The following is a 26,092-nucleotide window of genomic DNA, read 5'->3' on the forward strand; positions in this document are numbered from 1 at the left end:
CAGATTGCCGGACATCGGAACACCGCGAAGGCAGCAGCCAGGCGGTGCCGAGGCGGCCAGGCAGAGCCAGGCCGCAACGGAAACCAGGAACAGGAGTATGAGTATCATGAACGCAGTCATCCGCTTCGCCGCCGGCGCGCTCGTCACGGTGGCCTTCGGCAGCGCCGCCGCGGCGCAGGACCAGTACGGCGTGCGCGTCGTCGGCTCGGGCGAGAACGCCTCGATGGTGTACAGCGGGCCGAGCGCGAACATCGTCGGCGGCGCGCGGACGCGCGTGGTCGGCTATGGCGAGAGCGCCCAGACCGTGGTCGACGAGGTGCAGTATGTGCAGCCCAGCCGCGTGGCTCGCGTGGTCGGCTCCGGCGAGAACATGAGCATCGTGTACGACGACGTCGCGCCGACGAGCCTGATGGCCAAGAGCGGTCAGCAGGACTGAGTGACGCGGCGGCGATGGGGCGGCGGGGATGCCGCCGTCCCATCGCGCGCCTCAGCGCGGCAGGCGCAAGCCCGCGAGGCGGACGATGCCGTCCGGGCGCGGTTCGAAGCCCTGCAGATCGCTGCGCATCGCCCAGAACCAGCGATAGTGGTAGAGGACGATGAAGGGCCGCTCGGCGAGCCAGATGCGCGCCGCCTCGCGATAGAGGCGCTGGCGCTCCGGCACGGCGGTCACGGCGCGGGCCCGCGCGAGCAGCGTGTCGAGCGCCGCGTTCGAATACTTGCCCCGGTTGAGGAAGCCGTCCGTCGCCACCCAGAAGGCGATGTTGCCATCCGGATCGGGACGGCCCGACCAGATGTTCATGGTCGCCTCGAAGTCGCCGCGCTGCGCCGCCGCGACCATGGTGGCGGCCTCCGTCACCTCCAGCTTGATGTCGAAGCCGCCCTCCGCCGCCATCGCCTGGATGATCTCCGCGATCTGCGCTTCGAGCGGCTGGTTCGGCACGCGGAAGGTGAAGCTCACCCGGTCATGCCCCGCCGCGCGCAGCAGCGCGCGCGCGCGCGCCGGATCGCGCGCGGGCGGCGCCAGATCGGCGAAGTGGAAGGTGGTGCCCGGAGGCTCGGGCTGGTTGTTCGGCGTGAAGCGCCCTTCCAGCGCGACCTGGTTGATGATGGCGCGGTCGATGGAAAGCTCGAACGCCTCGCGCACGCGCGGATCGGTGCCGAGCGGGTTCTGCGCCGCCGGCCCGTGGCCCGTGTTGATCTGGATGCCCTGATAGGCGATCGAGGCGCCGGCGACGAGGCGCAGCCGCCGGTCGCGCTCCAGCGCCGGGATGTCGGTGGGCGAGACGCGCTCGATCAGGTCGAGCTGCCCGCCGCGCAGGTTCAGCAGGCGCACGTTGTTGTCGGTGAGCGGCAGGAAGACCAGCCGGTCGAAATGGATGTTGGCGGCGTTCCAGTGGCCGGTGTGCTTCTCCATCTCGATCCGGTCCTGCGCGACGCGGCGCGTCAGGCGGAAGGGGCCGGAGCAGACGGGGTTCTCGCTCACGCGCTCGGCCATCGGCAGCACCGCGGGCGAGAGCATCATGCCGGCGCGGTCCGACAGCACGGACAGCAGCGGCGCGAAGGGTTCGCGCAGCAACAGGCGCACGGTGCGCGCATCCGGCGTCTCCACCGCGCTGACCTGCTGCAATTCGCTGCGGCGGCGGCTTTCCCGCGCGGTGCGATAGCGGTCGAGGTTGGCCTTCACAGCGGCGGCATCCACCGGCGCGCCATCGTGGAAGCGCGCGCCGTCTCGCAGCGTCAGCGTCAGCGCGCGACCATCGGACGACCATGCCCAGGCGGTCGCGAGTTCCGGCTGGAATTGCAGGTCGGGCCCGACATCCACGAGCTTGTCGCACATGGCCGCGAAGACGACGCGATCCACGAAGGCGCTGGACTGCGCGGGATCGAGCTGGTTCGGATCGGCGCCGATCCCGATGCGCAGCGTCGTCTGCGCGAAGGCGGGCGTGGCGAGCGCGAGAAGGGCGGCGGCAAGTCGAACGGATCGCATGGCGATGTCTCCTGCGGCGAAGCGGGAAGCCTGCCGCAGGATGCGCGTTGTGCGAAGCCTCGGTCGCTCAGGTGCCGGCCAGCACCACCAGATCGTCGCGATGGATGATCTCGTCCCGGCCCCGCCAGCCGAGGATGTCTTCCAGTTCCTCGCTGCGGTGGCCGGCTATGCGAGCCGCTTCGGCGGAATCATACGCCACCAGCCCGCGTGCCAGCTCATTCCCCCTGGCATCGCGCACGCTGACGGGATCGCCACGGCGGAACTCGCCCTCCACCGCGCGCACGCCGGCGGGCAGCAGCGAGGATCCCCGCGCCAGCGCACGCGCCGCGCCGGCATCCACCACCAGCGCACCCAGCGGCGCGAGCGAACCCGCGATCCAGCGCTTGCGCGCGGAGCGGCCGGCGGGCTCCGGCAGGAACCAGGTGCAGCGCGCGCCCTGCTCCATCGCGTGCAACGGGCGCTCCGCCTTGCCGAGCGCGATCGCCATGGCGCAGCCGGCGCCGGTGGCGATGCGGGCCGCGATCAGCTTGGTGCGCATGCCGCCGGAGGAATAGCCGGGCGGCGGCTCGCCCCCCATCGCCATGATGCGGTCGGTCACCTGCGGCACGATGCCGAGATGCTCGGCCGCCGGGTCCTTGCGCGGATCGGCGGTGTAGAGGCCGTCGATGTCGGAGAGCAGCACCAGCGCATCCGCCTCCACCATCTCGGCCACGCGGGCGGCCAGGCGGTCATTGTCGCCGAAGCGGATTTCCGTCGTCGCGACGGTGTCGTTCTCGTTGATGACGGGGATGCAGCCGAGCGAGAGCAGCGTGCCGAGCGTCGCGCGCGCGTTGAGGTAGCGCCGGCGGTCCTCGCTGTCCTCCAGCGTCAGCAGCAATTGCGCGGCGTTGAGCCCGACGGCGGACAGTGCCTGCGCCCAGGCACCGGCAAGCCGGATCTGGCCGACCGCGGCGGCGGCCTGCTTCTCCTCCAGCCGCAGCTTGCGCCGGGTGAGGCCCAGCGCGCGGCGGGCCAGCGCGATGGCGCCGGAGGAGACCAGTATCACCTCCGTCCCGCGCGCGCGCAGCGCCGCGACGTCGGCCGCCACGCCGGCCAGCCACGCTTCGCGCGGCGCCGCCGTCGCCTCGTCCACCACCAGGGCGGAGCCGATCTTCACCACCACGCGGCGGGCGCTGCGGAGATCGGGCTGGGCTTGGGCCGTCTGCTGCATGGCGGGCGCGCTTAGCACGCGAAGCCGGGGAGTGGGAGGGCGGCAGCGTACGTGCCGCAGGGTTTGATTCAGACGACGCCGAGCAGCGTCAGCAGCCCGGCCCCGGCGAGCCACAGCCACATCGTCTGTTGCAGCGGCAGGCCGGCGCGCTCTGCCACCGCGGCGGGCAGGGCGGAGAGTAGCAGCGTGCCGGTGGCGACGATCAGGCTCGCGCCGTAGAAGATCAGTTCCTGCACCGGCGTGATCACCGGCGGATACCAGAGCGGCCAGAGGCCGAAGACCAGGCCGAGCATGGGGCTGAACAGCCCGTTGGTCAGGCTGACGGCGACGATCAGGGCGAAGACGTTCTGCGGGGCCATGGCGATGCGCTCAGCCGGCCGGTGGCGCGAATCGCGGCGCCCAGCCCGCCGCCCACAGCCCGATGCCCAGCACCATGCGCAGCGTGAACACCCAGAAGGCGGCAACCAGCGGCAGGAAGCCCGGCGCCACGAAGCTCGGCACCATCCGGGCGGCGATGGCGACGGCCCAGTCCGTCAGGCGCCGGAAGGCGCGCCAGATATAAAGCGCGCTGTCCTGCGGGACGAGGAATTGCAGCATGAACCGCCCGATCAGCGTCCACCCGATCGCGGCGAGCCCGTAGATCACCACCCAGAAGGGCAGGTGTCCCAGGATGAAGTCCGATCCCTGCATGCGGGCCGCATCGCATGGAAGCCCGGACAAGGAAAGGGGCGGGGCGCCACCGGCACCCCGCCCCCCATGCTCGCCCGGCGATGCGCGTCAGTCGAGCGCGCGTTCGCCCTCCACCAGCCGCACGCCGCCGCGCGGGGTGCGGATGCTGTCGATGAAGTCCTGCATCGACTGGGATGGCGCCTGCGTCATCAGGCTGACGACATAGGTGACCAGGAAGGCCGCGGGGATGCCGAACAGTCCGCAGGAGATGTTGCGCACCCCAAACCAGAGCGGCATGGCGTAGTATTGCGTGCCGATCAGGTAGAACAGGCACACGCCGTAGCCCGCGATCATGCCGCAGATCGCGCCCGCCGATGTGGTGCGCTTCCACCACACGCCCATCACCAGCGCCGGGAACAGCCCCGATGCGGCGATGGAGAAGGCCCAGGCCACCATGGCCAGGATGCCCGCCGGCCGCGTGCTGGCCACCCAGGCCGCGACGATCGCCACGCAGATCAGCAGGATGCGCGCGACGATCAGGCGACGCTTGGCGTTCGCGTTCGGGTCGATCATCCGATAGTAGATGTCGTGGCTGAGCGCGTTGGCGATGGCCAGCAGCAGGCCATCCGCGGTGGAGAGCGCGGCGGCCAGGCCACCGGCGGCCACCAGGCCGGCGATCACATAGGGCAGGCCCGCGATCTCCGGCGTCGCCAGCACGATGGCGTCGGCGTTGATGGTGAATTCGCGGAACTGCAGGATGCCGTCGCTGTTGGCGTCGGCGATCCGCACCAGGCCGATGTCGGACCAGATGCCGACCCAGGCCGGCAGCTGCGAGATCGGCGTGCCGATCACGTTGGTGAAGACTTCCAGCTTGGCGAAGGCGGCATAGGCCGGCGCCGTGAAGTAGAGCAGGAAGATGAAGAAGAGCGACCACGCCACGCTCTGCCGCGCATCGCGCACGGAGGGCGTGGTGAAGTAGCGCATCAGGATGTGCGGCAGCGAGGCCGTGCCGACCATCAGGCAGAAGATCAGCCCGAAATAGTTGAGCGGATCATAGGTGGTGAAGGGCGTGATGTGCGACCGCGCGCCTTCCAGGGCCGGTTTGGTCGCGATCAGCGTCTCGATCTGCTCCAGCGCCTGGCCGTACATCAGCTGCGGCACCGGCACGCCGGTCACCTTGGCGGAGAGCAGCACCACCGGGATCAGGTAGGCGATGATCAGGATGATGTACTGCGCCACCTGGGTCCAGGTGACGGCGCGCATGCCGCCCAGCATCGAACAGACCAGGATGCCGGCAAGGCCGACGAAGACCGCGACCTCGAATGAGATGCCGAGGAAGCGGGAGGCGATGATGCCGGTGCCGAAGATCTGCGCCACCACATAGGTGAAGGACGCCGACATCAGCACCACCACGCCGCAGAGTCGCGCGAGGTTGCCGCCATAGCGGGCGCCGAGGAAGTCCGGCACGGTATAGGCGCCAAACTTCCGCAGATAGGGCGCGAGCAGGATCGCCACCAGCACGTAGCCGCCGGTCCAGCCCAGCACGAAGGCGAGGCCGTCATAGCCCAGCAGGTAGAGCGTGCCGGCCATGCCGATGAAGCTGGCCGCGGACATCCAGTCCGAGCCCGTGGCCATGCCGTTGTAGAAGGCCGGCACGCGCCGCCCCGCGACGTAGTATTCGGAGACCTGTGCTGTGCGCGAGAGATAGCCGATCAGCGCATAGACGCCGATGGTGAGGAAGACGAAGAGGTAGCCGATGATCCGGTTCGGCACCCCGATCTGCTCGAGGATGGCGAGGAAGATCACGAAGCCGGCGAAGCCGCCGGTGTACCAACCGTAGATCTTCCCAAGGTTCGAGAGGAAGTCGCCGCCCTGCGACTTGCCAGCGGGTGTGTCGGACATCCTATTCCTCCTCCACCCCGAACTCCTCGTCGATCGCGTTCTGGCGCTTCGCGAACCAGAACAGCATCACGACGAAGATGATCAGGCTGCCCTGCGCGGCCATGTAGAAGCCGAGCGGGAAGCCGATGAAGTGGATCTCGTTGAGCGAGGGCGCGAAGGCGTGGACGACGAACCCGGCCAGCAGCCAGATGATCAGCATCGTCCACATCAGCCCGGACGTCTTGCGCCAGTAGGCATCGGCGGTGGCCTTGTCCACCGCGGCGCCGGGTGGTCCCCGGCGCTCTTGTACGTCTCCCACCAAAGGCATACTCGTTTCTCCCCAAGAGTGTCGCGTCCCGGACATTCCGGTCCCGGCGATCGGATGTTACCGGCATTTCTGCGCCGTGAAATCTTCTCCTTCCGGGTCGCCATCATCTATCTGAAGGGAAAGCCGGCACCGGTGCCAAGGGGGAGTTCTTAAGAAATGGTCATCCGCCTGCTCCAGGGGCTCCGCCGGCGGCCCTCGGCCGAACCGGCCGAGCTGGAAACCTTCCTCGCGCGTCAGGCGGCCTACGTCGCGCAGAAGACCGTGCTGGACTATTGCCGCGTGAAGGTCGGGCGTGCGGAGCGCGAGGCCTTCGCCGATCCGGACTTCCAGGCAGCGTTGCAGCATTGCCGGTGGCAGACCTTCGCCGCGAGCGTCCAGGACGTGACCGCTATGCTGGAAGCCTGGCTCCGGCCGCATGCCCCAGGGCGCGAACCGGCGCTCGCCGCGGCGCTGTCGGCGATGGCGGGTGCGGTACTCGATTCGGCGCCGGCCCCGGCGGAGGAACGCCCGACGCTGGACGCGGCGCGGGAGGCGCTGCCGCACCACCTCGGCGTGCTGCAGGCGGTGCCGCCGGAGCCGGCGGACCGCATGCCGCTGCTGGCCGAAGGTCCGTTGTTCGCCACGCTGCCGATCCCGCCCGAGCAACGAATCGGCGAAACGCCCTCGATCAAGGGGTCGCTGCGGTTTCATTTCGTGGCCGTGCAGGGCGAGCTGGAGCGCAGGTTCGACGCGGCCGCCCTGGCGGCGCGCCTCACCGGGTGAGGGTGAGGGGCGCTGCCATACGGGGCGTTTGCAGGCGGCATGTCAGCGGTGCAATATGTTACGAATTTCCAAGGCTGACACTTAATCTGGACACAAATTAATCGGGCAACCCCTTGTTTGCACATGGAGCGTCAAGGATTTTGTGCGCCGCAGCATGGCTTGTGCCGGCTGTCGGCGCGTCCTGCGCGCCGGTCACATGCAACCGGGCCGGAGAAGCGGCCGGAAGGGGAAGGGATGGCAAGAGCGGTGGGTGCATCGGCGCGGCCGATGACGCCGGAGGAGCGGAAGGTCATCCTGGCCTCGTCGCTCGGAACGGTTTTCGAATGGTATGATTTCTACTTGTATGGTTCGCTCGCCGCCGTCATCGGCGCGAAGTTCTTCGGCATGTATGACGAGACCACGCGCAACATCTTCGCGCTGCTCGCCTTCGCCGCCGGCTTCCTGGTGCGGCCCCTGGGCGCGCTGGTCTTCGGGCGGCTCGGCGACCTGGTCGGGCGGAAATACACCTTCCTGATCACCATCCTGATCATGGGCGCGTCCACCTTCATCGTCGGCATCCTGCCCACCTCCGACCAGATCGGCTTCCTCGCCCCGATCATCCTGATCGTGCTGCGCATGCTGCAGGGCCTGGCGCTCGGCGGCGAGTATGGCGGCGCGGCGACCTATGTCGCCGAACACGCGCCGAACGGGCGCCGCGGCTTCTACACCAGCTTCATCCAGATCACCGCGACGGCCGGCCTGTTCCTGTCGCTGCTGGTGATCCTGTCCACCCGCTCGATCCTGGGCGAGGCGGTCTTCGCCGAGTGGGGCTGGCGCGTGCCCTTCCTGCTCTCGATCGTGCTGCTCGGCGTGTCCGTCTGGATCCGCATGCAGATGCAGGAAAGCCCCGCCTTCAAGAAGATGAAGGAGGAAGGCACGGGTTCCAAGGCGCCGATCAGCGAAGCCTTCGGCCAGTGGAAGAACGCCAAAATCGCGCTGTTCGCCCTGCTTGGCCTGGTGATGGGCCAGGCGGTGGTCTGGTACACCGGCCAGTTCTACGCGCTGTTCTTCCTCGGCACCGTGCTGAAGGTGGATGGCTTCACCACCAACATGCTGATCGCCTGGTCGCTGCTGCTGGGCTCGGGCGGCTTCGTCCTGTTCGGCTGGCTGTCCGACAAGGTGGGCCGCAAGCCGATCATCCTCGGCGGCTGCCTGATCGCGGCGGTGACCTACTTCCCACTGTTCCACGCCATCAGCCAGAACGCCAACCCGGCGCTGACCCGGGCGCATGAGACGATCGTCACCACGGTGGCGGTGGACCGCTCGACCTGCTCCTTCCAGTTCAACCCGACGGGCACGGCCAAGTTCACCCAGCCCTGCGACATCGCCAAGGCGGCGCTCGCGCGGCTCTCGGTGAACTACTCGGTGGAGAATGCGCCGGGCCAGCGCGACGCGGTGGTCCGCGTCGGCACCCATGAGGTCACGACGGCGCAGCCCAACTTCGCCCAGGCGCTGGCGGCGGCGGTGACGGAGGCGGGCTATCCGGCGGCGTCGAACCCGACCGTCATCAAGATGTCCAGCGCGTTCGACATCTTCAACGCAAGGGCGCTGACGCTGGTCGGCATCCTGACGCTGCTGGTGATCTACGTGACCATGGTCTACGGCCCGATCGCCGCGGCGCTGGTGGAACTGTTCCCGACGCGGATCCGCTACACCTCCATGTCGCTGCCCTACCACATCGGCAATGGCTGGTTCGGCGGGCTGATGCCGGCCACCGCCTTCGCGATCATCGCCCAGACCGGCGACGTGTATTCCGGCCTCTGGTACCCCGTGATCATCGCGGCGGCCACGGTGGTGATCGGCGCGCTGATGATCCCGGAAACCAAGGACCGGGACATCTTCGCCGACGACGCCGGTGGCGCGGTGCGCCATCGCGCGCCGCATGCGCTGGAGCCGGAATCCAGCCTGCCCTGAGCCGGCCGGCCAGGATGGATGCGCGCGGCGCCGGGGGGGCAACCTCCGGCGCCGTTGCGTTTCCGGGCCGGGCGGCTTGCTTTGGGTCAAGCCGGAAGGCTGCCAGTCATGGCAGGTTGCTCGGCATGACCGCGCCCTCGCCCGCCGCCGCCCTGCTTCACCCCGCCGCGCGTGCCGTGGGCGCCGTGCCGCCCGCCCTGCCGCCGGAGACGCCGGTGGCGGAGGCGGTGGCCGCCATGGTCGCCGCCCGCGCCTCCTGCGTGCTGGCGGCCGATGCGCAGGGCCGGCCGGTCGGCATCCTGACCGAGCAGGACATCGCCCGCCGCGTCGCCTTCCGCCTGCCGCCGGAGGCGCCGCTCTCCGCGGCGATGACGGCGCCGGTGATCGGCATCGGCGCGGAGGACGGGCTGTGGCGTGCCGTGGCCCTGCTGCGGGCGCATCGCCTGCGGCACCTGCCGCTGCTGGATGCGGAGGGGCGCTGCACCGGCATGCTGCATCGTGCCGAGGCGCTGGAGGCGGCGTCAGGCCGCATGATCGCGCACCTGGATGCCCTGGCCGGCGACGACGCCGCGGTGAAGCAGGCACAGGCAGGGCTGGCGACCGCGCTGCTGGACGAGGGGCTCTCCGCCAGCGAGGTCGTCGCGCTGGTGAGCGGCATCAATGCCGACCTGCATCGCCGCATCCTGGAACGCGCCGTCGCGGCGGAAGCCGAGGCTCCGACGGTGCCCTTCACCCTGCTGCTGATGGGCAGCCTCGGCCGCGGCGAATCGCTGCTGCGGCCGGACCAGGACAACGGCTTCATCCTGGATGACTACGACGACGCCGCGCATGACCGGGTGGATGCCTGGTTCCGCCGCGTGTCGGAGCGCTTCTGCATCGCGTTGGACCAGGCCGGCTTCACCCTGTGCAAGGGCGGGGTGATGGCGATGAACCCGCTCTGGCGGAAAAGTCGCACGCAATGGCGCGACCAGATGCGGCTCTGGGCCAGGCGGCGCGCGGGGGCGGCGCTGCTCTTCGCCGACATCTTCCTCGATTTCCGCGCCGGCTGGGGCGATCCGGCGCCGGCCGAGGCGCTGCGGGCGGAGGCGATGACGCTGCTGGCTGCGGAACCGGCCTGGATGGCGGTGCTGGCGGCGCAGAACGCGCAGCTCGGGATCGGTCTGACCTTCTGGGGCGGCTTCGCGGATGACGAGCCGGGTCCCGGCGCGCGCACCGACCTGAAGCTGCATGGGCTGATGCCGCTGGTCGCCGCGGCGCGGCTTTCGGCGCTACGCGCGGGCGTGGCGGAACCCGGCACGCCGGACCGCCTGGCGGGGCTGGCCACACGCGGCGTCATCTCCGCGAGCGAGGCGGAGCGGCTGCAGGCCGCCTTCGCCACGCTGCTCGATGCGGTGCTGCGCCAGCAGCTTGCGGATCTGGCAGCGGGCGTGGCGCCCGGCTCGCTGGTGGACACGGCCGCGATGCCGCCGGCCTCCCGCGCCGCGCTGAAGGAGGCGCTGAAGGCCGTGCGCGCCTTCGCGAAATCCACGACCGCCAACCTGACCGGCCGGGTGTGGTGAACGGCACGCTTGCGCTGACGCTGCAAAGTCTGGCCTGCTCTGCGCATAACGAACCGGAGGCTTCCCCGCATGACCACTCGCCGACGCCTGCTCGCCGCACTGCCGGCCAGCCTGCTCACCGCGCCCGCCCTGGCGCAGGGCACCGGAGGCTGGCCGAACCGCCCGATCCGCCTGGTGGTGCCGTATCCGCCCGGTGGCGGCAGCGACATCGCCGGCCGGCTGCAGGCGCAGGTGCTGCAGGAGGGGCTGGGCGTGCCGGTGGTGGTGGACAACCGCGCGGGCGCCGGCGGCACGGTCGGCACGGCGCATGTCGCCCAGGCCGCGCCGGATGGCTACGTGATCATGATGGCGAGCCCGTCCTCGCATATCGGCGCGCCGCTGATGTTCAAGACGCCGGGCTACGAGGGCGTGGACGACTTCACCGCCATCGGCACCTTCGCCAAGGGCACCGCGATGGTCTGCGTCAATCCGCGCGTCCCGGTGAACAACATCCAGGAGCTGATCGCCTATGCGAAGGCGAATCCGGGCAAGCTGAACTATGGCTCGGCCGGGGCGGGCGGCGCCAACCACATGCTCGGCGTGCTGTTCATGCAGCGCACGGGCGTGGAGCTGACGCATGTGCCGTATCGCGGCGCCGCGCCGGCCCTGGCCGACGTGATCGCCGGCAACATCCAGCTGGTCTTCGACAATTATGTCGGCGTCATCAGCACGGTGCGGGCCGGCCAGCTGCGCGCGCTGGCGGTCACCAGCCCGGAGCGCTGGCCGCTGGCGCCGGAATACCCGACGGTGCAGGAGCAGGGCGTGCCGAACTACGACCTGCCGAGCTTCTCCTCCGTGATGGGGCCGAAGGGCATCCCGGAGCCGATCGTCGCGCGGATGAACAGCATCCTGAACAACGCGCTGACCTCGCCCGACCTGATCGCCAAGCTGCATGCGCAAGGGCTCGCGCCCTTCCCCTCCACCCCGGCGCAGTTCGCCACGCTGATGCGCGAGCAGCGCACGGTGTGGCGCGAGCTGATCCGCTCGACCGGCCTGCAGCCGGAGTAGCCGCGCCGCTACGCCGGGGCGAGGGCGAGCCTGTCATAGGCCGCCTTCGCCGCCAGCGGGCTGGCGACGACGCCCTGATGCGTCCGGGCATGCTCGATAAGGCGCTGGAACTGCTCGAGCCAGCGCGGCTCGGCGATCGAGGTGTTGTGGAAGAGGTAGTGCACGAATTGCGGCCGGCCGCGCGCGGCGCCGCGGGCGCGGATCGCCTCATAGACCCGCACCAGGTTCGCCAGGTCGGACTTCTCGTTGTAGAGCGTGTTGATGTCGTCGGCGCCGGTGCCGTCATTGCCGAGCGGGATCTCGAACACGCGCGAGCGCGTGCCGCGTCCTTCCGGCCAGGTCGGGTCCTCCAGGCTGAGATAGCCGCCATCGTCCGGCGCGCCGATCCAGTTCGCATGGCAGAGCGGCTCGCTATAGCCGGGCGCGCCGGAGAGGTCGGCATGCAGCCCGGCTTCGTCGAGGATCGCGGTCATCCAGGCCGGGTAGGAGAAATGCCCGCCCTTGTAGGCGGTGGCGGTGACGCCGGCGGCCGCAAGCTCCGCCATGCGCAGCCGCACCATCTCCCGCATGTAGTCGGGCGTGATGTGGCCGGTGCCCTTGCCACGCAACTCCTCATGCGGATGGATGGCCACCTCCGCGCCCTGCGCGGCGGCCAGGCGGTACTGCTCCAGGAAGGGCGGTCGGTAGAAGGCGTCGCGGTTGTAGGCGCCGGTATGGACGGCCAGCACGTATTGCCCCTCCAGGAAGGCGCCGAGCCGCGCCACCACCTGCGCCAGCTCCTCGGCGCATTGCGCTTCCGGCGGCGGATCGGCGATGAAGTTCCGGTGCGGGCGCATCGGCCCGAAATTCGCCCAGCACACGTCGAGCGAGGGAACAAGATAGACGAGTGGCTCGGCCATGGGGCGCTCCGCTGCGGCTGCTGCGCGGCGAGTGTCACGGCAGGCGCGTGCCGGCGCAAGCGACGCAATTCAGAAGTTCTGCGCGACCTCCGCGATGCGCGCCGCCATGCGGCTGCGCAAGGCGAGGTCCGGCAGGCTGACCACGCCGCGGGCGGAGGCGCGCGACAGCAGGCTCATCCACAGCGCCGCCGTGGCGCGGGCATCGCCCAGCGCGTGGTGCCGGTGCTCGATCACCAGCCCGGCGCGACCGCAGAGCCCGTCGAGCGAGACGTCGGGCTCCCGCGGGTCCAGCCAGCGGGCCAGCATCATGGAGCACATCGCCGGGTTGGGCAGGCGCGGCGCACCCTGCCGCTCCGCCGCGCCGGCCAGCGCGGTGAGGTCGAAAGCGGCGTTGTGTGCCACCAGCACCGCGCCGGCGGCGAAGTCGCGAAAGGCGGCAAGCGCCTCGGCGGGCTTCGGCGCGTCGACGACCATTGCGTCGGTGACTCCGTGATAGCGGATGGAAACCGGCGGGATGCGCCGGCCGGGATGCACCAGGGTTGCGAAGCTGCCGGCTTCGACGCCGCCTTCCAGCCGAACGGCGCCGATCTGCACGATGGCGTCGCTCAGGCTCGGGCGCAGCCCCGTGGTTTCCAGGTCGAAGACGACATAGGGCTGCGCCTCGACCGGGCCATCCGGCAAGGGCGCGGCGGCGGGCGCCACTGGCGAGCCGACGGGCAGCGCCGTGAACAGCGAACGCCAGGATTGCCAGACGCCTCCCGCCATGCGCAGGAGGATGGCACAATGACCGCTGGCTGCGGAAGCACGGCGCCGTGCAACCGCGAGAGGGAGGATGGGGGATGGCCGGGAGCGTAACGGCGAGCCGCTACGACGCGGCTTACAGCGGCTGGAAGGCTGATCCCGACGCCTTCTGGACCCGTGCGGCGCGCGCGATCGACTGGACGACGCCGCCGGCCACGATCTTCGACCCATCTCTCGGCGTCTATGGTCGCTGGTTCCCTGATGGCGAGCTGAATACCTGCTGGAACGCCGTGGACCGGCATGTCGGCGCCGGACGCGGCGCGCAGGCCGCGATCATCTGGGACAGTCCCATCACCGGCCGCAGCGCGACGATCACTTATGCGCAGCTTCTGGACCGCGTCTCGCGCGTCGCCGGCGCTCTGGCGGCCCGCGGCGTGGCCAAGGGCGATCGGGTCATCATCTACATGCCGATGGTGCCGGAAGCGGCCATCGCGATGCTGGCTTGCGCGCGGCTTGGCGCGGTGCATTCGGTGGTGTTCGGCGGCTTCGCCGCGGCGGAGCTCGCGGCGCGCATCGCCGATGCCAAGCCGAAGGCGATCGTCAGCGCGTCCTGCGGGCTCGAGCCTGGGCGCATCGTGAAATACAAGCCGCTGCTGGACGCGGCGATCGCGCTCTCGCCGCACAAGCCGGGCTTCTGCCTGATCCTGCAGCGGCCGGAGAGCCCCTGCGAATTGACGCCCGGACGGGACGTGGACTTCCTGGAAGCCGAGGCGGAGGCGCCGAACGAGCCCTGCACGCCGGTGGCCGCGACCGATCCGCTCTACATCCTCTACACCTCCGGCACGACGGGCGCGCCAAAGGGCATCGTGCGCGACAATGGCGGGCATGCCGTGGCGGTGATGAATTCCATGGGCATGCTGTACGGGCTGCGCGCGGGCGACGTGATGTGGACGGCGTCCGATGTCGGCTGGGTGGTGGGGCATTCCTACATCGTCTACGGGCCGCTCTTCGCTGGCTGCACCAGCGTGCTGTATGAGGGCAAGCCGGTCGGCACGCCGGATGCCGGCGCCTTCTGGCGGGTTTGCGCGCAGCACGGCGTGAAGGTGCTGTTCACCGCGCCGACCGCGCTGCGCGCCATCAAGAAGGAAGACCCGGAGGGCCGCTTCGTCGGGCAATACGACCTGTCGAAGCTTGAGGCGCTGTTCCTCGCCGGCGAGCGCTGTGATCCGCCGACCGCGGAGTGGATCAGCGCGTTGCTGAACAAGCCGGTGATCGACCATTGGTGGCAGACCGAGACGGGCTGGTCCATCAGCGGCAATTTCCGCGGCTTCGGCCTGTTCGACAGCCGCTTCGGATCGGGCGGCAAGCCGGCGCCGGGCTACGACCTGCGCGTGCTGGACGAGGGCGGGCAGGAAGTGCCGCGCGGGCAGATCGGCACGCTGGCGGTGAAACTGCCGCTGCCGCCTTCCAACCTGCCGACGCTGTGGAACGCGGATGACCGCTTCCGCTCCGCCTATCTCGAGACCTTCCCGGGCTACTACAACACCTCGGACGCGGGGATGGTGGACGAGGACGGCTATGTCTGGGTGATGAGCCGCACCGACGACATCATCAACGTCGCCGGCCACCGCCTCTCCACCGGCGCGATGGAGGAGGTGCTGGCGGCGCATCCGGACGTCGCGGAATGCGCGGTGGTCGGCGTGAAGGATTCGCTCAAGGGCCAGGCGCCGATCGGGCTCGTCGTTCTGAAGGCCGGTGTCGCGCGCTCCGAGCCCGACATCGCGAAGGAACTCATCGCCCTGGTGCGCGAGCGCATCGGTCCGGTGGCGGCGTTCAAGGATGCGCGCGTGGTGGCGCGCTTGCCGAAGACACGCAGCGGAAAGATCCTGCGCGGGACGATCCGCAGGATCGCCGATGGCGAGAGCTACGCCGTGCCGCCGACCATTGACGACCCGGTCATCCTCGACGAGATCGGGGAGGTGTTGCGGGCCGCGGAGAAGTAGGATGGATGGCGGGAGCGCGCTGCTGCTGCGCAGCGACACGGAGCAGGGCGTCACGACCATCGCGCTCAACCGCCCGGCGCAGCGCAATGCCCTCTCCTTCGCGCTGCTGGGCGCGCTGCGGGATGCGTTGGCGCAGATCGCAGATGATCCGCGCGTGCGCGTGGTGATCCTGGCGGCGGAAGGCCCGGTGTTCTCTGCTGGGCACGATCTGCGGGAGATCACCGCGCGTCGGGACGATGCCGATGGCGGCCGCGGCTTCTTCGACACGGCGATGCAGCGCTGCGCGCAGGTGATGCAGGCTATCGTCGCCCTGCCGCAGCCGGTGATCGCGCAGGTGCAGGGCGTCGCCACCGCCGCCGGCTGCCAGCTTGTCGCCACCTGCGACCTGGCGGTGGCGAGCGAGGCCGCGCGCTTCGCGACGCCGGGCGTCGATATCGGCCTGTTCTGCTCGACGCCGGCCGTCGCGCTCTCCCGCGCGGTGCCGGCCAAGGCGGCGATGGAGATGCTGCTGACCGGCGAGATGATCGATGCCGAGGCGGCGCGGCGCATCGGCCTGGTGAACCGCGTGGTGCCGCCCGCGGTGCTTGCCGAGGCGACGCTGTCACTCGCTGCGCGTATCGCCTCGCGCAGCGCGCATACCGTGCGCATCGGAAAGGCCGCATTCCACCGCCAGCGCGGCCTGCCCCTGGCGGACGCCTACGCCCACTGCGCCGCGGTGATGACCGACAACCTGCTGGCCGAGGATGCGATCGAGGGGATCGGCGCCTTCCTCGGCAAACGCACGCCCATCTGGAAAGACCGCTAGAATGGCCGCCGCCGACTACGACGCCCTGCCGCGCGTCCCCGCCAACCATGTCCCGCTGACTCCGCTGCTGTTCATGGAGCGCGCGGCGCAGGTGTTCCCGGACAACACCGCGGTGGTGCATGGCGCGATCCGCCGCACCTACCGCGACCTGCGCGACCGCTGCGTGAAGCTGGCGCATGCGCTGAGCAAGGCCGGGATCGGCCGCGGCGACACGGTGGCGGCGCTGCTGCCGAACATCCCGCAGATGCTGGAATGCCATTACGGCGTGCCGATGACCGGCGGCGTGCTGAACACGCTGAACACGCGGCTGGATGCCGGCACCATCGCCTATTGCCTCGACCATGGCGAGGCGAAGGCGGTGATCGTGGACCGCGAACTGGTGCCGCTGCTGCGCGTCGCGCTGACGCAATGCAAGGCGAAGCCGATCCTGATCGAGGTGGACGACGCGGAAGCGAGTGAGGCCGCGCGCGCCAACCGCCTGGACGGCGCGACCGACTACGAAGCGTTCATCGCACAGGGCGATGCCGCCTGGCCCTGGATCATGCCCGGCGACGAGTGGGATGCGATCACGCTGAACTACACCTCCGGCACCACCGGCCGGCCGAAGGGCGTCGTGTACCATCATCGCGGCGCGCAGCTGCTGGCGATCGGCAACGTGCTCAGCGCGGGGATGGGCAAGCATCCCGTCTATCTCTGGACGCTGCCGATGTTCCACTGCAACGGCTGGTGCTTCCCCTGGACGGTCACCGCGCAGGCCGGCGTGCATGTGTGCCTGCGCGCCGTGCGCGGCGCCGACATGTGGCGGCTGATGGCGGCCGAGGGCGTGACGCACATGTGCGGCGCGCCCATCGTGATGTCCACGCTTCTGGCGACGCCGGAGGCCGAGAAGACGGCGCTGCCGCGCCAGGTGCAGTTCGTCGTCGCCGGCGCGCCGCCGCCGGAAGCGGTGCTGGCCGCGATGAAGGAAGCCGGCTTCGCGGTGTGCCACGTGTATGGCCTGACCGAGGTCTATGGCCCCGCCGTGGTGAACGAGTGGCACGCTGAATGGAACGCGAAGCCCACTCAGGACCAGGCCGGCCTCATGGCGCGCCAGGGCGTGCGCTACCTCGCGCTCGAGGGTCTCGACGTGATGGACCCCGACAGCATGGCGCCCGTCCCCGCCGATGGCGCCGCGATGGGCGAGGTGATGATGCGCGGCAACGTCGTGATGAAGGGCTACCTGAAGGACGCGGAGGCGACCCAAAGAGCCTTCGCCGGCGGGTGGTTCCACACCGGCGACCTCGCGGTGAAATACCCGGATGGCTACATCCAGCTGAAGGATCGCTCGAAGGACATCATCATCTCCGGCGGCGAGAACATTTCGTCCATCGAGGTCGAGGACGCGCTGTACAAGCACCCCGCGGTTGCCGTCGCCGCCGTGGTGGCGAAGCCCGACGAGAAATGGGGCGAGGTGCCCTGCGCCTTCGTCGAGCTCCGCCCCGGCATGACCGCGACCGCCGAGGAGCTGATCGTGCATTGCCGCCAGTTCCTCGCCGGCTTCAAGCTGCCCAAGCAGGTGCTGTTCGACGAGCTGCCCAAGACCAGCACCGGCAAGATCCAGAAGCATGTGCTGCGGACGAAGGCGAAGGGCTGACGCGAATTTCGCTTGCCTTGCGCGCCGCAGCACCCCAACCTTCCCTCATCGTCAACAACCGAAAGGAGGTGATCCAGTGTCTCATTGCAGTTCGGCGTATGCCGCGTCCGCGGCCTGGATCACTGCCATCGCCACCGCGACGGCGGGTCACTGAGGCGCCTGGGGCGTAATTGCGGCCGGCACGCCACCGGCAATGCGGGGCCTCGCGGCGGAAGCCGCGGGGCCCTTTCTCATTGTGCGAAGTTGTCTGCCGGCCTTGTTCGCGTTGCAGCCCGACAACATCATGCCGCCATGCGAGAGACGGCACGTGCCCTGCACCGGGTCAGCCTGCTTCTGAACGCCTGCGAGAAGGGCGAGGGCCGATTCCCGCCGACCGAGTTGTTCAACGAGGGCTGGATGCTGCGGCTCCTGCTCGACGCCGTGCGGGAGGTCGGGGCGCATGCGCATCCGCTGGCAATCGAGCCAGGGGCGACCTGGTTTTCCGAAGCGCTGCTCGGCTCCGCGTTCAGGCCGGCGCGTCGCGGAGATCCGCTCGGCGAAGGCTTCACCAGCGCGGATGCGGTGCTCGGCCACTTCGCTTTCCACGCGGGCAAGGCCGCCGGCCTGCGCCTGCTGCCAGACGCCCGCCAATTTGTCGTCGTGGAGGCCAAGATGTTCTCCGGCCTGTCCCCGGGCGTGCGGCAGGCGCCCGGCTTCAACCAGGCCGCCCGGAACATCGCCTGCATGGCCGAGGCCATCGCGGCTGCAGGTCTGGCGGTGGATCGCCTTGGCAGTCTCGGCTTCTTTGTCGTCGCCCCGCTGCCGGCCCGGCGTGGTCCGGCCGGCTGGAAGCTCGAGGCCCAGCTGGATCCCTGCGACATCCTGGCCACGGTGCGGGAGCGCATCGCCGGCTATGAACGCGCCGGGCGCGCCGAAGCCGCCAGGCTGCGAAGCTGGGAGCGCAGCCATGTCATGCCGCTGGTCACGCGGCTCGCCGATGAGAGGCGGCTTGGCGTCCTGTCCTGGGAAGCCTGCATCGACGCGGTTGCCGGCGTGGATCCGGCCGCCGGATCCGAGCTTGCGGGCTTCTACGGTCGCTGCGTCACCTTCGGTCGGCTTGCGGCCGCGTAGCGATCAGGCCGGCCTGCCGTAGCCCTTCAGCTGGGCCGCTGCTTCCGCAAGCTCCGCCTCTGACAGCAGCACGGGATCGAGCCGGGCTGCCAGCAGGTCCAGATACTGCCCCGCCAGGTTCTCGACCTCTCGCGCCAGCGCGACCGCGCCGGCCAGCGTCGCGCCGAGTGCGACCACGCCATGGTTCGCCAGCAGGGTCGCGCGCAGCCCGTCTCCCAGCGTGGCGACGCATTCCTGCGCCAGCGCCTCGGTGCCGAAGGTGGCGTGGGGCGCGCAGGGGATGCCCGCGCGCCCCACCGGGCCCGCCAGCGTGATCATGTAGTGGATGGGCGGGATGCCGCGCCGCGCGCAGGCCAATGCGGTCGCGCGCGGCGCATGGGTGTGCACGACCGCCTGCGCATCCGGCCTTGCGCGGTAGATGGCCGCGTGAAGCCGCCATTCCGAGGATGGAAGGCCATCGGTCAATGGCGTGCCATCCGGTGCGCAGTCCACCAGCGCGGCCTCGGTCATCGCGGCATAGGGCAGGCCGGAGGGCGTGATGACGAAGCCCTGCGCCGTGCGCAGCGACAGGTTGCCGGATTTCTGCGGCATATGCCCGGCCGCATCCAGCGCGCTTGCGGCGGCGACGAGCGCAGCGCGATCGGTCATCGGCGAATCCTCCTTCCGCGCATCATTGCGCGAAGCCGCCCCGCGCATCCATCATCCCTGCGAACCGGCGGGAACCGTGATCCATGATGGCGGCGATCTTCGGCGCGATGCTGCTCGCCCTGGTGCTGGCCGAGCTTCGGCGGACGTTGCTGGCCAATGCCGCGATCGCGCTCTGCATCGTCCTGGCGCTGTGGCTGTTCCAGTGGGAGATCCACAGCCCGGAAACCGGTTATGCCATCCCGTGGCTGCGGTGGTGATCGCGGTGCACGCGACGTTTGCCGCGCGGCTCGACCATCTGTTCCAGCTTGGCGTGCTGGCCGTGCTGGTCGGCATCCTCGCGGCCGCGCTGGTGATGCAGTTCGCCTATGGCGAGCTGCCCTGCCCGCTATGCCTGCTGGAACGCGTGGCGATGTTCGGCGTCGGCTTCGCCATCGTGCAGAATTTCCGCAACGGCTTCAGCGAGCGGATGACGGGGCTCGCGCTGATCTTTGCCGTGCTGCTGCTGGTGATCGCGACGCGGCAGAGCATGCTGGACATCGCCCCGCGCCCCGGCCACGCCTATATCGGTTCGGCCGTGCTTGGGCTGCACATGCCGGTCTGGGCGGCGGTGATCGGGCTGCTGCTGATCCTGGCGCATGCGCTGAAGATCACGCTGCTGGGCGCTTCGGCGCCAGGCGCGACGCCGATGCCGCTGCTGGCGGCGGCAGGGCGCGTGCTCGGCCTGGCGCTGCTCGGCCTGTGTGCCGTGAACTTCGTGGCGGTGGTGCTGCAATGCGGCCTGAACGAGTGCCACACCTTCAGCTACCAGTTGCTGTCCTGACCGTCGCCAGCGCCGCGAGGTCGGGCAGCGGCCGCCGACATTCGGCGATGTCGGCAAAGTGCCGTTCCAGCGCCAGCGCGGCATCCAGCGTGAAGGCGTCCGCGCCGCGCGGCCCCACCACCTGCAGGCCGAAGGGCATGCGGTTCTCGTCCAGGCCGCAGGGGATGCAGATCGCCGGATGCCCCATCATGGAGATGCCGTAGGTCACGCCGGAGGTGTCGAAATAGCCGGTCAGCGGAATGCCCTCCATCTCCGTCGGGAAAGGCAGTTCCTTCGGGAAGGGCGTCAGCGCCTGGCAGGGCAGCAGCAGCAGGTCGTGGCGCGTGAAGAAGTCCTGGAAGGCGCGGTAGATCCGCGTCTGCTCCGCCTGCGCGGCGGCGACATCCGCCAGCGAGTAGCGCAGCCCTTCCTCGTAGTTGCTGCGGGTGTTGCGGCCGAGAAGCGCCGGGTCCTGCTCATAGTATTTGCGGAAGCCGGCCAGGAAATTCGCGCAGCGGATCACCCGGTACGCCCGGTCGATGCCGGCCATGTCCGGATCCTCCGCCTCGCAGCGGCCGAGCGCGGGGGCGAGCGCCGCCATGCGCGAGAGGAAGACGCGGCGGATGCTCGGCGCAACCGGCGCGAAGCCGAGATCCACGGTGGTGGCGACGCGCAGCGAGGAGAGATCCACCGGCCGGCGCAGCGTCAGCGCCTGCGGATCGCCGAGGCGCGGATCGGCCATCGGGTCGCGGCTGTCCGCGCTCGCCATCACGCCGAGCAGCAGCGCGGTGTCAGCGACGTCGCGCCCCATCGGCCCCTGCACCGACAGCGTGGACCAGCCGATGCGCCGCTTCTCCGAGGCGACGAGCCCGGGCGTCGGCCGGAAGCCGACCACGCCGGACCAGGCGGCGGGCTTGCGGAGCGACCCGCCAGTGTCGGAGCCGGTGCAGAGCGGCAGCATGGAGGTGGCGAGCGCCACGCCCGATCCGCCGCTCGATCCCGCGCAGGACAGCGCGGGATCGAAGGCGTTGCCCGTGGCGCCGTAGACATCGTTCAGGGTGTTGCCGCCGGTGCCGAATTCCGGCGTGTTGGTCTTGGCGAGAATGATCGCGCCGGCCTGGCGCAGCGCGGCGACGATGCGCTCGTCCTTCTCCGGCACGTTGTCGCGGAACATCGGCGAGCCATAGGTGGTGCGCAGTCCCGCCGTGTCGTTCAGGTCCTTGATGCCGACGGGCAGGCCGTGCAGCGGGCCGAGCCTGTCGCCGCGCATCACCGCCGCTTCCGCGTCGCGCGCGGCGTCCAGGCCGCGGTCGAAATCGGTGGCGACCACGGCATTCACCGCGGGGTTCACCGCCTCGATCCGGCTGATGCAGTCGCGCAGCAACTGCACCGGGGAGATGCGGCGCGTGCCGATCAGCCGGCGGAGCTCCACCGCCGGCAGGTCGCAGAGCAGGGCGGCTGCGCCCTTCACGGTGCGCGCCGCGTCGCCATGGCCAGCGTGCCCTGGTTGGCCTGCGGCACATAGACGAGATCGGGCTTCGTCGCCCAGGTGGAGACCCAGAAGACCAGCGGCAGGATGGCGCGGTCGTTCATCACCGTGACCATCGTCTCCTGCAGGATCTGCCGGCGCCTGTCGTCGTCCACGGTGACCAGCGCCTGGCGGATGGCCGCATCCACCTGCGGGTTGGAATAGCGCCCACGGTTGGAACCGCCGAAGGCGCCGCCGCGGGTGTGCACGATGCCGACGAAGGTGCCCGCCGCCTCGCCGGTGCCGGCGCCCCAGCTATGCAGCATGTGCGACAGCTCGTTGCGCGCGGTGCGGCCGGAATAGACGGTGTGCGGCATCGTCTCGATCGAGGTGCGGATGCCGATGCGGCCCCACATCTGCGCCACCACCTGCACCGTGCGCGTGGCATTGACGATGCGGTCGTTGCTGGTGTGCAGCACGATGCGGAAGCCGTCCGGGTATCCCGCCTCGGCCAGCAATTGCCGCGCGCGCTCGGGGTTCGGCGTCTCCGGCTGGATCGCCGGATTGTAGCCGAAGAAGCCTTCGGGAACGAGCTGGTTGGCGCGCACCGCCTCGCCCTCGTTCACGCGGTCCACGATGATGTCGCGGTCGATCGCGAGCGAGAGCGCCTGGCGCACGCGCAGGTCCTGCATCGGGTTGCGCGGCAGCGGGTTGCCGTTGTTGTCGCTGGCATTGCCGGGGATCGGCACGGCGTTGTGCACGTCCACCGACAGGAAGGTCATGCGGTTGGTCTGGCCGGACCAGAGCCTGATGTTGGACTGCTGGCGCAGCCGCGTGATGTCGGTGCTCGGCACCTCGTTGATCATCTCGACATCGCCGGCGAGCATCGCGGCGACGCGTGCGGGGCCGAGGGCGATGACGCGGAAGGTCACGCGCTCCCACGGCTCGGCGCCGCCCCAGTAGTTCGGGTTGCGCTCATACACCATGCGGTCGCCGGGGATGTGCTGCACCAGGCGATAGGGGCCGGTGCCGATGGCCGCGCGCACCGCCTGGTAGTCCGGCGTGGTGGCCCCTTCGCCATGCTTGCGGGAGATGATGGAGACGGAGCTGAGGTCGATCGCCAGCAGCGGAGCCGGCCCATCCGTGTGCAGGCGGATGGTGTGCGGGTCCACCACCGTCCAGCCCTTGATCTGCTTGGTGTAGGTGCCGAAGGAACTCGGGCTGTTCGGCACGCGCGGCGCGCGCTCCAGCGTGAAGGCGACGTCGTCGGCGGTGAAGGGCGAGCCGTCATGGAAGGTGACGCCGCGACGCAGCCGGAACTCCCAGGTCGTGTCGTCCACCAGCCGCCAGGATTCCGCCAGGCCGGGTTCGATCTGCTGGTTGGCGTCCTGCTGGGTCAGCGAATCGAAGACATGCCGTGCCTGTGCGTTGTTGACGCCGTTGTTGTGGAAATGCGGATCGAGCGAGGTCGGCGCGGCGGCCAATCCGATGCGAAGCTCCTGCGCATGCAGGGTGGCAGCGGGGGCCATCGCGGCAAGCAGCAGCGTCAGGCTTCCGGCGGCAAGGCGGCTGATGGTGGCCATCGCGATCTCCGTTCGGTTGCAATGCGTGTCGCGCCGGGACGGCGCCTCGATACGTTCCTTCAGTCCTTGGCAAGCAGGTCGGTCAGCACGCGGTCGAAATCCTCCGCCGCCTCGTAGCTGACCCAATGGCCGGCGCCGGGGATCACGCGGAAGGGCACGACCGGGTCGGCTTCGCGCAGCACGGCGTGCCGCAGTTCCAGCGCGCCGCGCGCGATGTTGTCCTGCTCGCCCCAGATCGCGGCGAGCCGGCCGCGCAGTGCGGGCAGGCTGCGGCGCAGGATGTCGGTGCGGCTGATCTCCGGCGTGCGGATGCGCCCGGCTTCGGCATTGCGCTCCTGCAGGTGCAGCGCCAGCGGATCGATGCGCGACGGGTTCGCGAGCATCAGCACCTCCAGCGTCTGCCGGTGCACGGCCAGCCTTGCGTCGCGGTCGGGCAGGCGCCGCCAGGATCCCATGGGCGCCATCGGCGCGCGGGGCACGCCGAGCCCGTTGGAGCCGACGATCACGAAGCGCCGCAGGGACGCACCGAGCCGCACCGCGATGGGTCCGCCCAGCACGCCGCCGAAGGAGAAGCCGGCGAGGTCGATCTTGGTGCCTGCAGGCAGCAGCCGGTGCAGCCCGTCCACCACGATGTCGGCCATCACGCCGGCATCCTCCGGATCGAGCGGCGTTGCCGATTCGCCCATGCCCGGCAGGTCCGGCGCGATCACCATCCGCATACGCGACAGCGGCAGCACGTTGCGGATCCAGTGGCTCCAGGAGCCATAACCGCCATGCAGCAGCAACATCGGCGCACCCTCGCCCCAGATGCGCCAGACCATGCTGCCAGTGCCGCAGGGCGTCTCGACGCGCCGCGACAGGCCGGCGACATGCGCCTCGATCGCGGCGGGAGTTTCGCCCAGCGCCGCCATGTCCGGCGGGATCGGCGCCGGCGCGGTGAGCACCTGCTGCATCAGCGGCCCTGGAACACCGGCGGGCGCTTTTCCATGAAGGCCTTGCGGCCCTCGGTGTAGTCGGCGCTGTTGAAGCAGGTCTCGACATGGCCGCGCATCATCGCGGAATCCTGCTGGCTCTCCGGCTTCATCAGCTCGTTGACGATCGCCTTGGACGCCCGCTGCGACAGCGGCGCCTTCTCGGTCAGCGTGGTGGCGTAGCTGCGCACCGCCTCCTCCAGCGCCTCCGGCGCGACGACGCGGTTGATCAGCCCGACGCGAAGCGCTTCCTCCGCATCCAGGCGCCTGGCGGAGAACAGGATGTCCTTGGCGACCGAAGGCCCGACAAGGTTCACCAGCCGGCGCAGATTGTCCTGCGAATAGGCGATGCCGAGATTGGCCGCGGGGATGCCGAATTTGGAATCGGATGCAGCGAAGCGCAGGTCGGCCGTCATGGCGATGCCGAGCCCGCCGCCCATGCAGTAGCCCCGGATCAGCGCGATCAGCGGCTTGTCCAGCGCGGCCAGCGCGGCGCGCGCGCCGTCAGACACCTTGGCATAAGCCGCGGCCGCATCGGCATCCGCGCGCGACTTCTCGAACTGGGAGATGTCGGCGCCGGAGACGAAGGCCTTGTCGCCATCGCCCTGCATCACCACCACGCGGATCGCGGGATCGGCCTGGAAGTCGCGCAGGATCTCCGCCATGGCGCCCCACATTTCCAGCGACATCGCGTTGCGCTTGGCGGGATTGCTGAAGGTCATCCAGCCGATCCCGCCGGTCTTCTCCGACAGCATTCGTCCGGTCATCGTGGCGTTTCCTCAGATCACGTTGGTCTTGCGCAGGTCGGCGATCGCCTCGGCGTCGTAGCCGAGCTCCGCCAGTACCGCGTCGCTGTGCTCGCCGAGTTCCGGCGTAGGCATGCGCAGCGTCTCCGGCTGCGGCGCGGCGGACATGTTGATGGGCTGCCCGACGACGCCGAGCGTGCCGAGGCGGCCATGCTCCACCTTGCGCGCGATGCCGAGGTGCTGGACCTGCGGATCGTTGAAGGTCTGGTCGATGCTGTAGATCGGGCCGCAGGGCACGCCCGCCTTGGTCAGCAGGTCCACCAGGTCCTTGCTGCTCATCCCGCGCGTGACCTCGGCGATGGTCGCGTTCAGCGCGGCGCGGTTGCGGCTGCGCTTGCCGGTGTCGCTGAAATCGGGATGCGTCACCAGGTCCGGCCGGCCCAGCGCCTCGCACAGGCGGCGATACAGCCGGTCGCCGGCGGCGGCGATGTTCACCGTGCCGTCGCTTGTCGGGAAGACGCCGGTGGGCGTGCTGGTGGGGTGGTCGTTGCCGGCCTGGCCGGGCACCTCGTGGTCGATCAGCCAGCGGCTGCCCTGGAAATCGAGCATCGCGATCTGCGCTTCCAGCAGCGAGGTGTGCACCCACTGGCCCTCGCCGGTGTGCTCCCGGTCGAGCAGCGCGATCAGCACGCCCTGCGCCAGGAAATGGCCGGAGGTCAGGTCGGCGATGGGGATGCCGACGCGCACCGGCCCCTGGCCGGGTAGGCCGGTGATGGACATCAGCCCGCCCATCCCCTGCGCGATCTGGTCCACGCCAGGGCGCGTGGCGTAGGGGCCGCTCTGGCCGAAGCCGGCGATGCTGCCATAGACGATGCGCGGGTTGACCTTGCGGCAGGATTCGTAGTCCACGCCCAGCCGGGTCTTCACGTCCGAACGGTAGTTCTCCAGCACCACGTCGGCGCCTTCGACCAGCTTGAAGAAGATCGCCTTGCCCTTCGGATCCTTCAGGTTGAGCGTCAGGCTGCGCTTGTTGCGGTGCAGGTTCTGGAAGTCCGAGCCGTGCCGCCGCCCGATCAGCCCGCCGCCGGGCTCGTCGTCCAGCGCCGCGGGCGGCTCGATCTTGATGACGTCGGCGCCCCAGTCGGCGAGTTGCCGCGCGCAGGTCGGCCCGGCGCGATGGGCGGTGAGATCCAGCACGCGGAAGCGCGACAAGGGCAGGCGCGCTGCGGACATCGTTGTTCCTCCGGTCCCGGCGCCGCATGGCGCACATGGCAGGATGGCACCATGCGG

General features: G+C 69.9%; 25 protein-coding genes. 11 read left to right on the forward strand and 14 right to left on the reverse strand.

Annotated elements, in window-relative coordinates:
• Positions 1 to 106 precede the first annotated feature (106 nt).
• A complete protein-coding gene (locus E4T13_RS25815) occupies positions 107 to 436 on the forward strand; it encodes a hypothetical protein (RefSeq protein WP_137181232.1) in 330 nt (109 codons plus the stop codon).
• 51 nt (positions 437 to 487) lie between these two features.
• Here E4T13_RS25815 and E4T13_RS25820 read toward each other — a convergent pair whose 3' ends face one another.
• The 6 genes from E4T13_RS25820 to E4T13_RS25845 form a co-directional block, all read right to left on the reverse strand.
• Positions 488 to 1,987: an ABC transporter substrate-binding protein gene (locus E4T13_RS25820; RefSeq protein ID WP_137181233.1), complete on the reverse strand. Its 1,500-nt coding sequence runs from the start codon at positions 1,985 to 1,987 to the stop codon at positions 488 to 490.
• A 67-nt stretch (positions 1,988 to 2,054) separates the two neighbouring features.
• Positions 2,055 to 3,197, reverse strand: a complete 1,143-nt coding sequence (gene proB / locus E4T13_RS25825) for a glutamate 5-kinase (RefSeq protein ID WP_137181234.1) — start codon at positions 3,195 to 3,197, stop codon at positions 2,055 to 2,057.
• 68 nt (positions 3,198 to 3,265) lie between these two features.
• Complete coding sequence (locus E4T13_RS25830) at positions 3,266 to 3,556, reverse strand: hypothetical protein (RefSeq protein ID WP_137181235.1); 291 nt, start codon at positions 3,554 to 3,556, stop codon at positions 3,266 to 3,268.
• A gap of 10 nt (positions 3,557 to 3,566) precedes the next feature.
• Positions 3,567 to 3,887 carry a YggT family protein gene (locus tag E4T13_RS25835; protein ID WP_137181236.1) on the reverse strand — a complete coding sequence of 107 codons (321 nt, stop codon included), beginning with the start codon at positions 3,885 to 3,887 and terminating at the stop codon, positions 3,567 to 3,569.
• 87 nt (positions 3,888 to 3,974) lie between these two features.
• Positions 3,975 to 5,768, reverse strand: coding sequence for a sodium:solute symporter family protein (locus E4T13_RS25840; RefSeq protein WP_137181237.1), 1,794 nt, complete (start codon positions 5,766 to 5,768; stop codon positions 3,975 to 3,977).
• A 1-nt stretch (position 5,769) separates the two neighbouring features.
• Positions 5,770 to 6,024, reverse strand: a complete 255-nt coding sequence (locus tag E4T13_RS25845) for a DUF4212 domain-containing protein (RefSeq protein WP_240791296.1) — start codon at positions 6,022 to 6,024, stop codon at positions 5,770 to 5,772.
• Between the two features lie 207 nt (positions 6,025 to 6,231).
• Here E4T13_RS25845 and E4T13_RS25850 point away from each other — a divergent pair, with 207 nt between their 5' ends.
• The 4 genes from E4T13_RS25850 to E4T13_RS25865 all read left to right on the forward strand — a co-directional run bounded on the left by E4T13_RS25850 (position 6,232) and on the right by E4T13_RS25865 (position 11,396).
• Positions 6,232 to 6,837, forward strand: coding sequence for a hypothetical protein (locus E4T13_RS25850; RefSeq protein WP_137181239.1), 606 nt, complete (start codon positions 6,232 to 6,234; stop codon positions 6,835 to 6,837).
• Between the two features lie 234 nt (positions 6,838 to 7,071).
• Positions 7,072 to 8,790 (forward strand): MFS transporter, encoded by a 1,719-nt coding sequence (locus tag E4T13_RS25855; protein ID WP_206030312.1) that lies wholly within the window; start codon positions 7,072 to 7,074, stop codon positions 8,788 to 8,790.
• Between the two features lie 125 nt (positions 8,791 to 8,915).
• Positions 8,916 to 10,349, forward strand: a complete 1,434-nt coding sequence (locus E4T13_RS25860; protein WP_170985255.1) for a DUF294 nucleotidyltransferase-like domain-containing protein — start codon at positions 8,916 to 8,918, stop codon at positions 10,347 to 10,349.
• 69 nt (positions 10,350 to 10,418) lie between these two features.
• Entirely contained in the window at positions 10,419 to 11,396 is a 978-nt protein-coding gene (locus E4T13_RS25865) for a tripartite tricarboxylate transporter substrate binding protein (RefSeq protein WP_137181241.1), read from the forward strand.
• An 8-nt stretch (positions 11,397 to 11,404) separates the two neighbouring features.
• Here E4T13_RS25865 and E4T13_RS25870 read toward each other — a convergent pair whose 3' ends face one another.
• Together E4T13_RS25870 and E4T13_RS25875 are read right to left on the reverse strand one after the other, a co-directional pair.
• On the reverse strand, positions 11,405 to 12,295 hold the full coding sequence (locus tag E4T13_RS25870; protein WP_137181242.1) for a hypothetical protein: 891 nt from the start codon (positions 12,293 to 12,295) through the stop codon (positions 11,405 to 11,407).
• A gap of 69 nt (positions 12,296 to 12,364) precedes the next feature.
• Positions 12,365 to 13,060, reverse strand: coding sequence for a PolC-type DNA polymerase III (locus E4T13_RS25875; RefSeq protein WP_137181243.1), 696 nt, complete (start codon positions 13,058 to 13,060; stop codon positions 12,365 to 12,367).
• A gap of 74 nt (positions 13,061 to 13,134) precedes the next feature.
• Here E4T13_RS25875 and E4T13_RS25880 point away from each other — a divergent pair, with 74 nt between their 5' ends.
• From E4T13_RS25880 to E4T13_RS25895, 4 genes are all read left to right on the forward strand, one after another.
• A complete protein-coding gene (locus tag E4T13_RS25880) occupies positions 13,135 to 15,039 on the forward strand; it encodes an AMP-binding protein (RefSeq protein ID WP_137181244.1) in 1,905 nt (634 codons plus the stop codon).
• A 1-nt stretch (position 15,040) separates the two neighbouring features.
• The gene (locus E4T13_RS25885) at positions 15,041 to 15,844 is read left to right on the forward strand and encodes an enoyl-CoA hydratase (protein WP_137181245.1); all 804 of its coding nucleotides are present in this window, start codon (positions 15,041 to 15,043) and stop codon (positions 15,842 to 15,844) included.
• Position 15,845: 1 nt separating this feature from the next.
• Positions 15,846 to 17,477, forward strand: a complete 1,632-nt coding sequence (locus E4T13_RS25890) for an acyl-CoA synthetase (protein ID WP_137181246.1) — start codon at positions 15,846 to 15,848, stop codon at positions 17,475 to 17,477.
• Between the two features lie 291 nt (positions 17,478 to 17,768).
• Complete coding sequence (locus E4T13_RS25895; RefSeq protein WP_137181247.1) at positions 17,769 to 18,587, forward strand: hypothetical protein; 819 nt, start codon at positions 17,769 to 17,771, stop codon at positions 18,585 to 18,587.
• A gap of 3 nt (positions 18,588 to 18,590) precedes the next feature.
• On the opposite strand, the gene E4T13_RS25900 is transcribed toward E4T13_RS25895, so the two are convergent.
• Positions 18,591 to 19,235 carry a class II aldolase/adducin family protein gene (locus E4T13_RS25900; protein WP_240791297.1) on the reverse strand — a complete coding sequence of 215 codons (645 nt, stop codon included), beginning with the start codon at positions 19,233 to 19,235 and terminating at the stop codon, positions 18,591 to 18,593.
• An 83-nt stretch (positions 19,236 to 19,318) separates the two neighbouring features.
• Between E4T13_RS25900 and E4T13_RS30080 the strand changes: the two genes are divergently transcribed.
• On the forward strand, positions 19,319 to 19,492 hold the full coding sequence (locus E4T13_RS30080) for a hypothetical protein (RefSeq protein ID WP_170985256.1): 174 nt from the start codon (positions 19,319 to 19,321) through the stop codon (positions 19,490 to 19,492).
• A complete protein-coding gene (locus tag E4T13_RS25905; RefSeq protein ID WP_137181249.1) occupies positions 19,477 to 20,055 on the forward strand; it encodes a disulfide bond formation protein B in 579 nt (192 codons plus the stop codon). The genes E4T13_RS30080 and E4T13_RS25905 overlap by 16 nt, the downstream gene beginning before the upstream one ends.
• Here the strand turns inward: E4T13_RS25905 and E4T13_RS25910 are convergent.
• Genes E4T13_RS25910 through E4T13_RS25930 form a run of 5 tightly spaced genes read right to left on the reverse strand, consistent with a single transcriptional unit; the run spans position 20,033 to position 26,035 of the window.
• Positions 20,033 to 21,505, reverse strand: a complete 1,473-nt coding sequence (locus E4T13_RS25910) for an amidase (RefSeq protein ID WP_137181250.1) — start codon at positions 21,503 to 21,505, stop codon at positions 20,033 to 20,035. The genes E4T13_RS25905 and E4T13_RS25910 overlap by 23 nt on opposite strands.
• The gene (locus E4T13_RS25915; protein WP_137181251.1) at positions 21,502 to 23,085 is read right to left on the reverse strand and encodes an ABC transporter substrate-binding protein; all 1,584 of its coding nucleotides are present in this window, start codon (positions 23,083 to 23,085) and stop codon (positions 21,502 to 21,504) included. Before E4T13_RS25915 ends, E4T13_RS25910 begins: the two co-directional genes overlap by 4 nt.
• 59 nt (positions 23,086 to 23,144) lie before the next feature.
• The gene (locus E4T13_RS25920) at positions 23,145 to 24,038 is read right to left on the reverse strand and encodes an alpha/beta fold hydrolase (protein WP_137181252.1); all 894 of its coding nucleotides are present in this window, start codon (positions 24,036 to 24,038) and stop codon (positions 23,145 to 23,147) included.
• Complete coding sequence (locus tag E4T13_RS25925; protein WP_137181253.1) at positions 24,038 to 24,823, reverse strand: enoyl-CoA hydratase; 786 nt, start codon at positions 24,821 to 24,823, stop codon at positions 24,038 to 24,040. Before E4T13_RS25925 ends, E4T13_RS25920 begins: the two co-directional genes overlap by 1 nt.
• Positions 24,824 to 24,835: 12 nt before the next feature.
• The gene (locus tag E4T13_RS25930) at positions 24,836 to 26,035 is read right to left on the reverse strand and encodes a CaiB/BaiF CoA-transferase family protein (RefSeq protein WP_137181254.1); all 1,200 of its coding nucleotides are present in this window, start codon (positions 26,033 to 26,035) and stop codon (positions 24,836 to 24,838) included.
• Positions 26,036 to 26,092: the final 57 nt, after the last annotated feature.

It is taken from the genome of Roseomonas sp. AR75 (assembly GCF_005222815.1).
In the GTDB taxonomy this organism is placed as follows: domain Bacteria; phylum Pseudomonadota; class Alphaproteobacteria; order Acetobacterales; family Acetobacteraceae; genus Falsiroseomonas.

Bases quoted from the DNA above. Each gene is read 5' to 3' on its own strand.
- E4T13_RS25855 (WP_206030312.1), top strand. From the start codon at position 7,072: ATGGCAAGAGCGGTGGGTGCATCGGCGCGGCCGATGACGCCGGAGGAG.
- E4T13_RS25820 (WP_137181233.1), bottom strand. From the start codon at position 1,987: ATGCGATCCGTTCGACTTGCCGCCGCCCTTCTCGCGCTCGCCACGCCC.
- E4T13_RS25875 (WP_137181243.1), bottom strand. From the start codon at position 13,060: ATGGCGGGAGGCGTCTGGCAATCCTGGCGTTCGCTGTTCACGGCGCTG.
- E4T13_RS25915 (WP_137181251.1), bottom strand. From the start codon at position 23,085: ATGGCCACCATCAGCCGCCTTGCCGCCGGAAGCCTGACGCTGCTGCTT.
- E4T13_RS25890 (WP_137181246.1), top strand. From the start codon at position 15,846: ATGGCCGCCGCCGACTACGACGCCCTGCCGCGCGTCCCCGCCAACCAT.
- E4T13_RS25880 (WP_137181244.1), top strand. From the start codon at position 13,135: ATGGCCGGGAGCGTAACGGCGAGCCGCTACGACGCGGCTTACAGCGGC.
- E4T13_RS25830 (WP_137181235.1), bottom strand. From the start codon at position 3,556: ATGGCCCCGCAGAACGTCTTCGCCCTGATCGTCGCCGTCAGCCTGACC.
- E4T13_RS25900 (WP_240791297.1), bottom strand. From the start codon at position 19,235: ATGACCGATCGCGCTGCGCTCGTCGCCGCCGCAAGCGCGCTGGATGCG.
- E4T13_RS25920 (WP_137181252.1), bottom strand. From the start codon at position 24,038: ATGCAGCAGGTGCTCACCGCGCCGGCGCCGATCCCGCCGGACATGGCG.
- E4T13_RS25850 (WP_137181239.1), top strand. From the start codon at position 6,232: ATGGTCATCCGCCTGCTCCAGGGGCTCCGCCGGCGGCCCTCGGCCGAA.
- E4T13_RS25895 (WP_137181247.1), top strand. From the start codon at position 17,769: ATGCGAGAGACGGCACGTGCCCTGCACCGGGTCAGCCTGCTTCTGAAC.
- E4T13_RS25930 (WP_137181254.1), bottom strand. From the start codon at position 26,035: ATGTCCGCAGCGCGCCTGCCCTTGTCGCGCTTCCGCGTGCTGGATCTC.
- E4T13_RS25885 (WP_137181245.1), top strand. From the start codon at position 15,041: ATGGATGGCGGGAGCGCGCTGCTGCTGCGCAGCGACACGGAGCAGGGC.
- E4T13_RS25865 (WP_137181241.1), top strand. From the start codon at position 10,419: ATGACCACTCGCCGACGCCTGCTCGCCGCACTGCCGGCCAGCCTGCTC.
- proB (WP_137181234.1), bottom strand. From the start codon at position 3,197: ATGCAGCAGACGGCCCAAGCCCAGCCCGATCTCCGCAGCGCCCGCCGC.
- E4T13_RS25835 (WP_137181236.1), bottom strand. From the start codon at position 3,887: ATGCAGGGATCGGACTTCATCCTGGGACACCTGCCCTTCTGGGTGGTG.
- E4T13_RS25925 (WP_137181253.1), bottom strand. From the start codon at position 24,823: ATGACCGGACGAATGCTGTCGGAGAAGACCGGCGGGATCGGCTGGATG.
- E4T13_RS25860 (WP_170985255.1), top strand. From the start codon at position 8,916: ATGACCGCGCCCTCGCCCGCCGCCGCCCTGCTTCACCCCGCCGCGCGT.
- E4T13_RS25815 (WP_137181232.1), top strand. From the start codon at position 107: ATGAACGCAGTCATCCGCTTCGCCGCCGGCGCGCTCGTCACGGTGGCC.
- E4T13_RS30080 (WP_170985256.1), top strand. From the start codon at position 19,319: ATGATGGCGGCGATCTTCGGCGCGATGCTGCTCGCCCTGGTGCTGGCC.
- E4T13_RS25840 (WP_137181237.1), bottom strand. From the start codon at position 5,768: ATGTCCGACACACCCGCTGGCAAGTCGCAGGGCGGCGACTTCCTCTCG.
- E4T13_RS25870 (WP_137181242.1), bottom strand. From the start codon at position 12,295: ATGGCCGAGCCACTCGTCTATCTTGTTCCCTCGCTCGACGTGTGCTGG.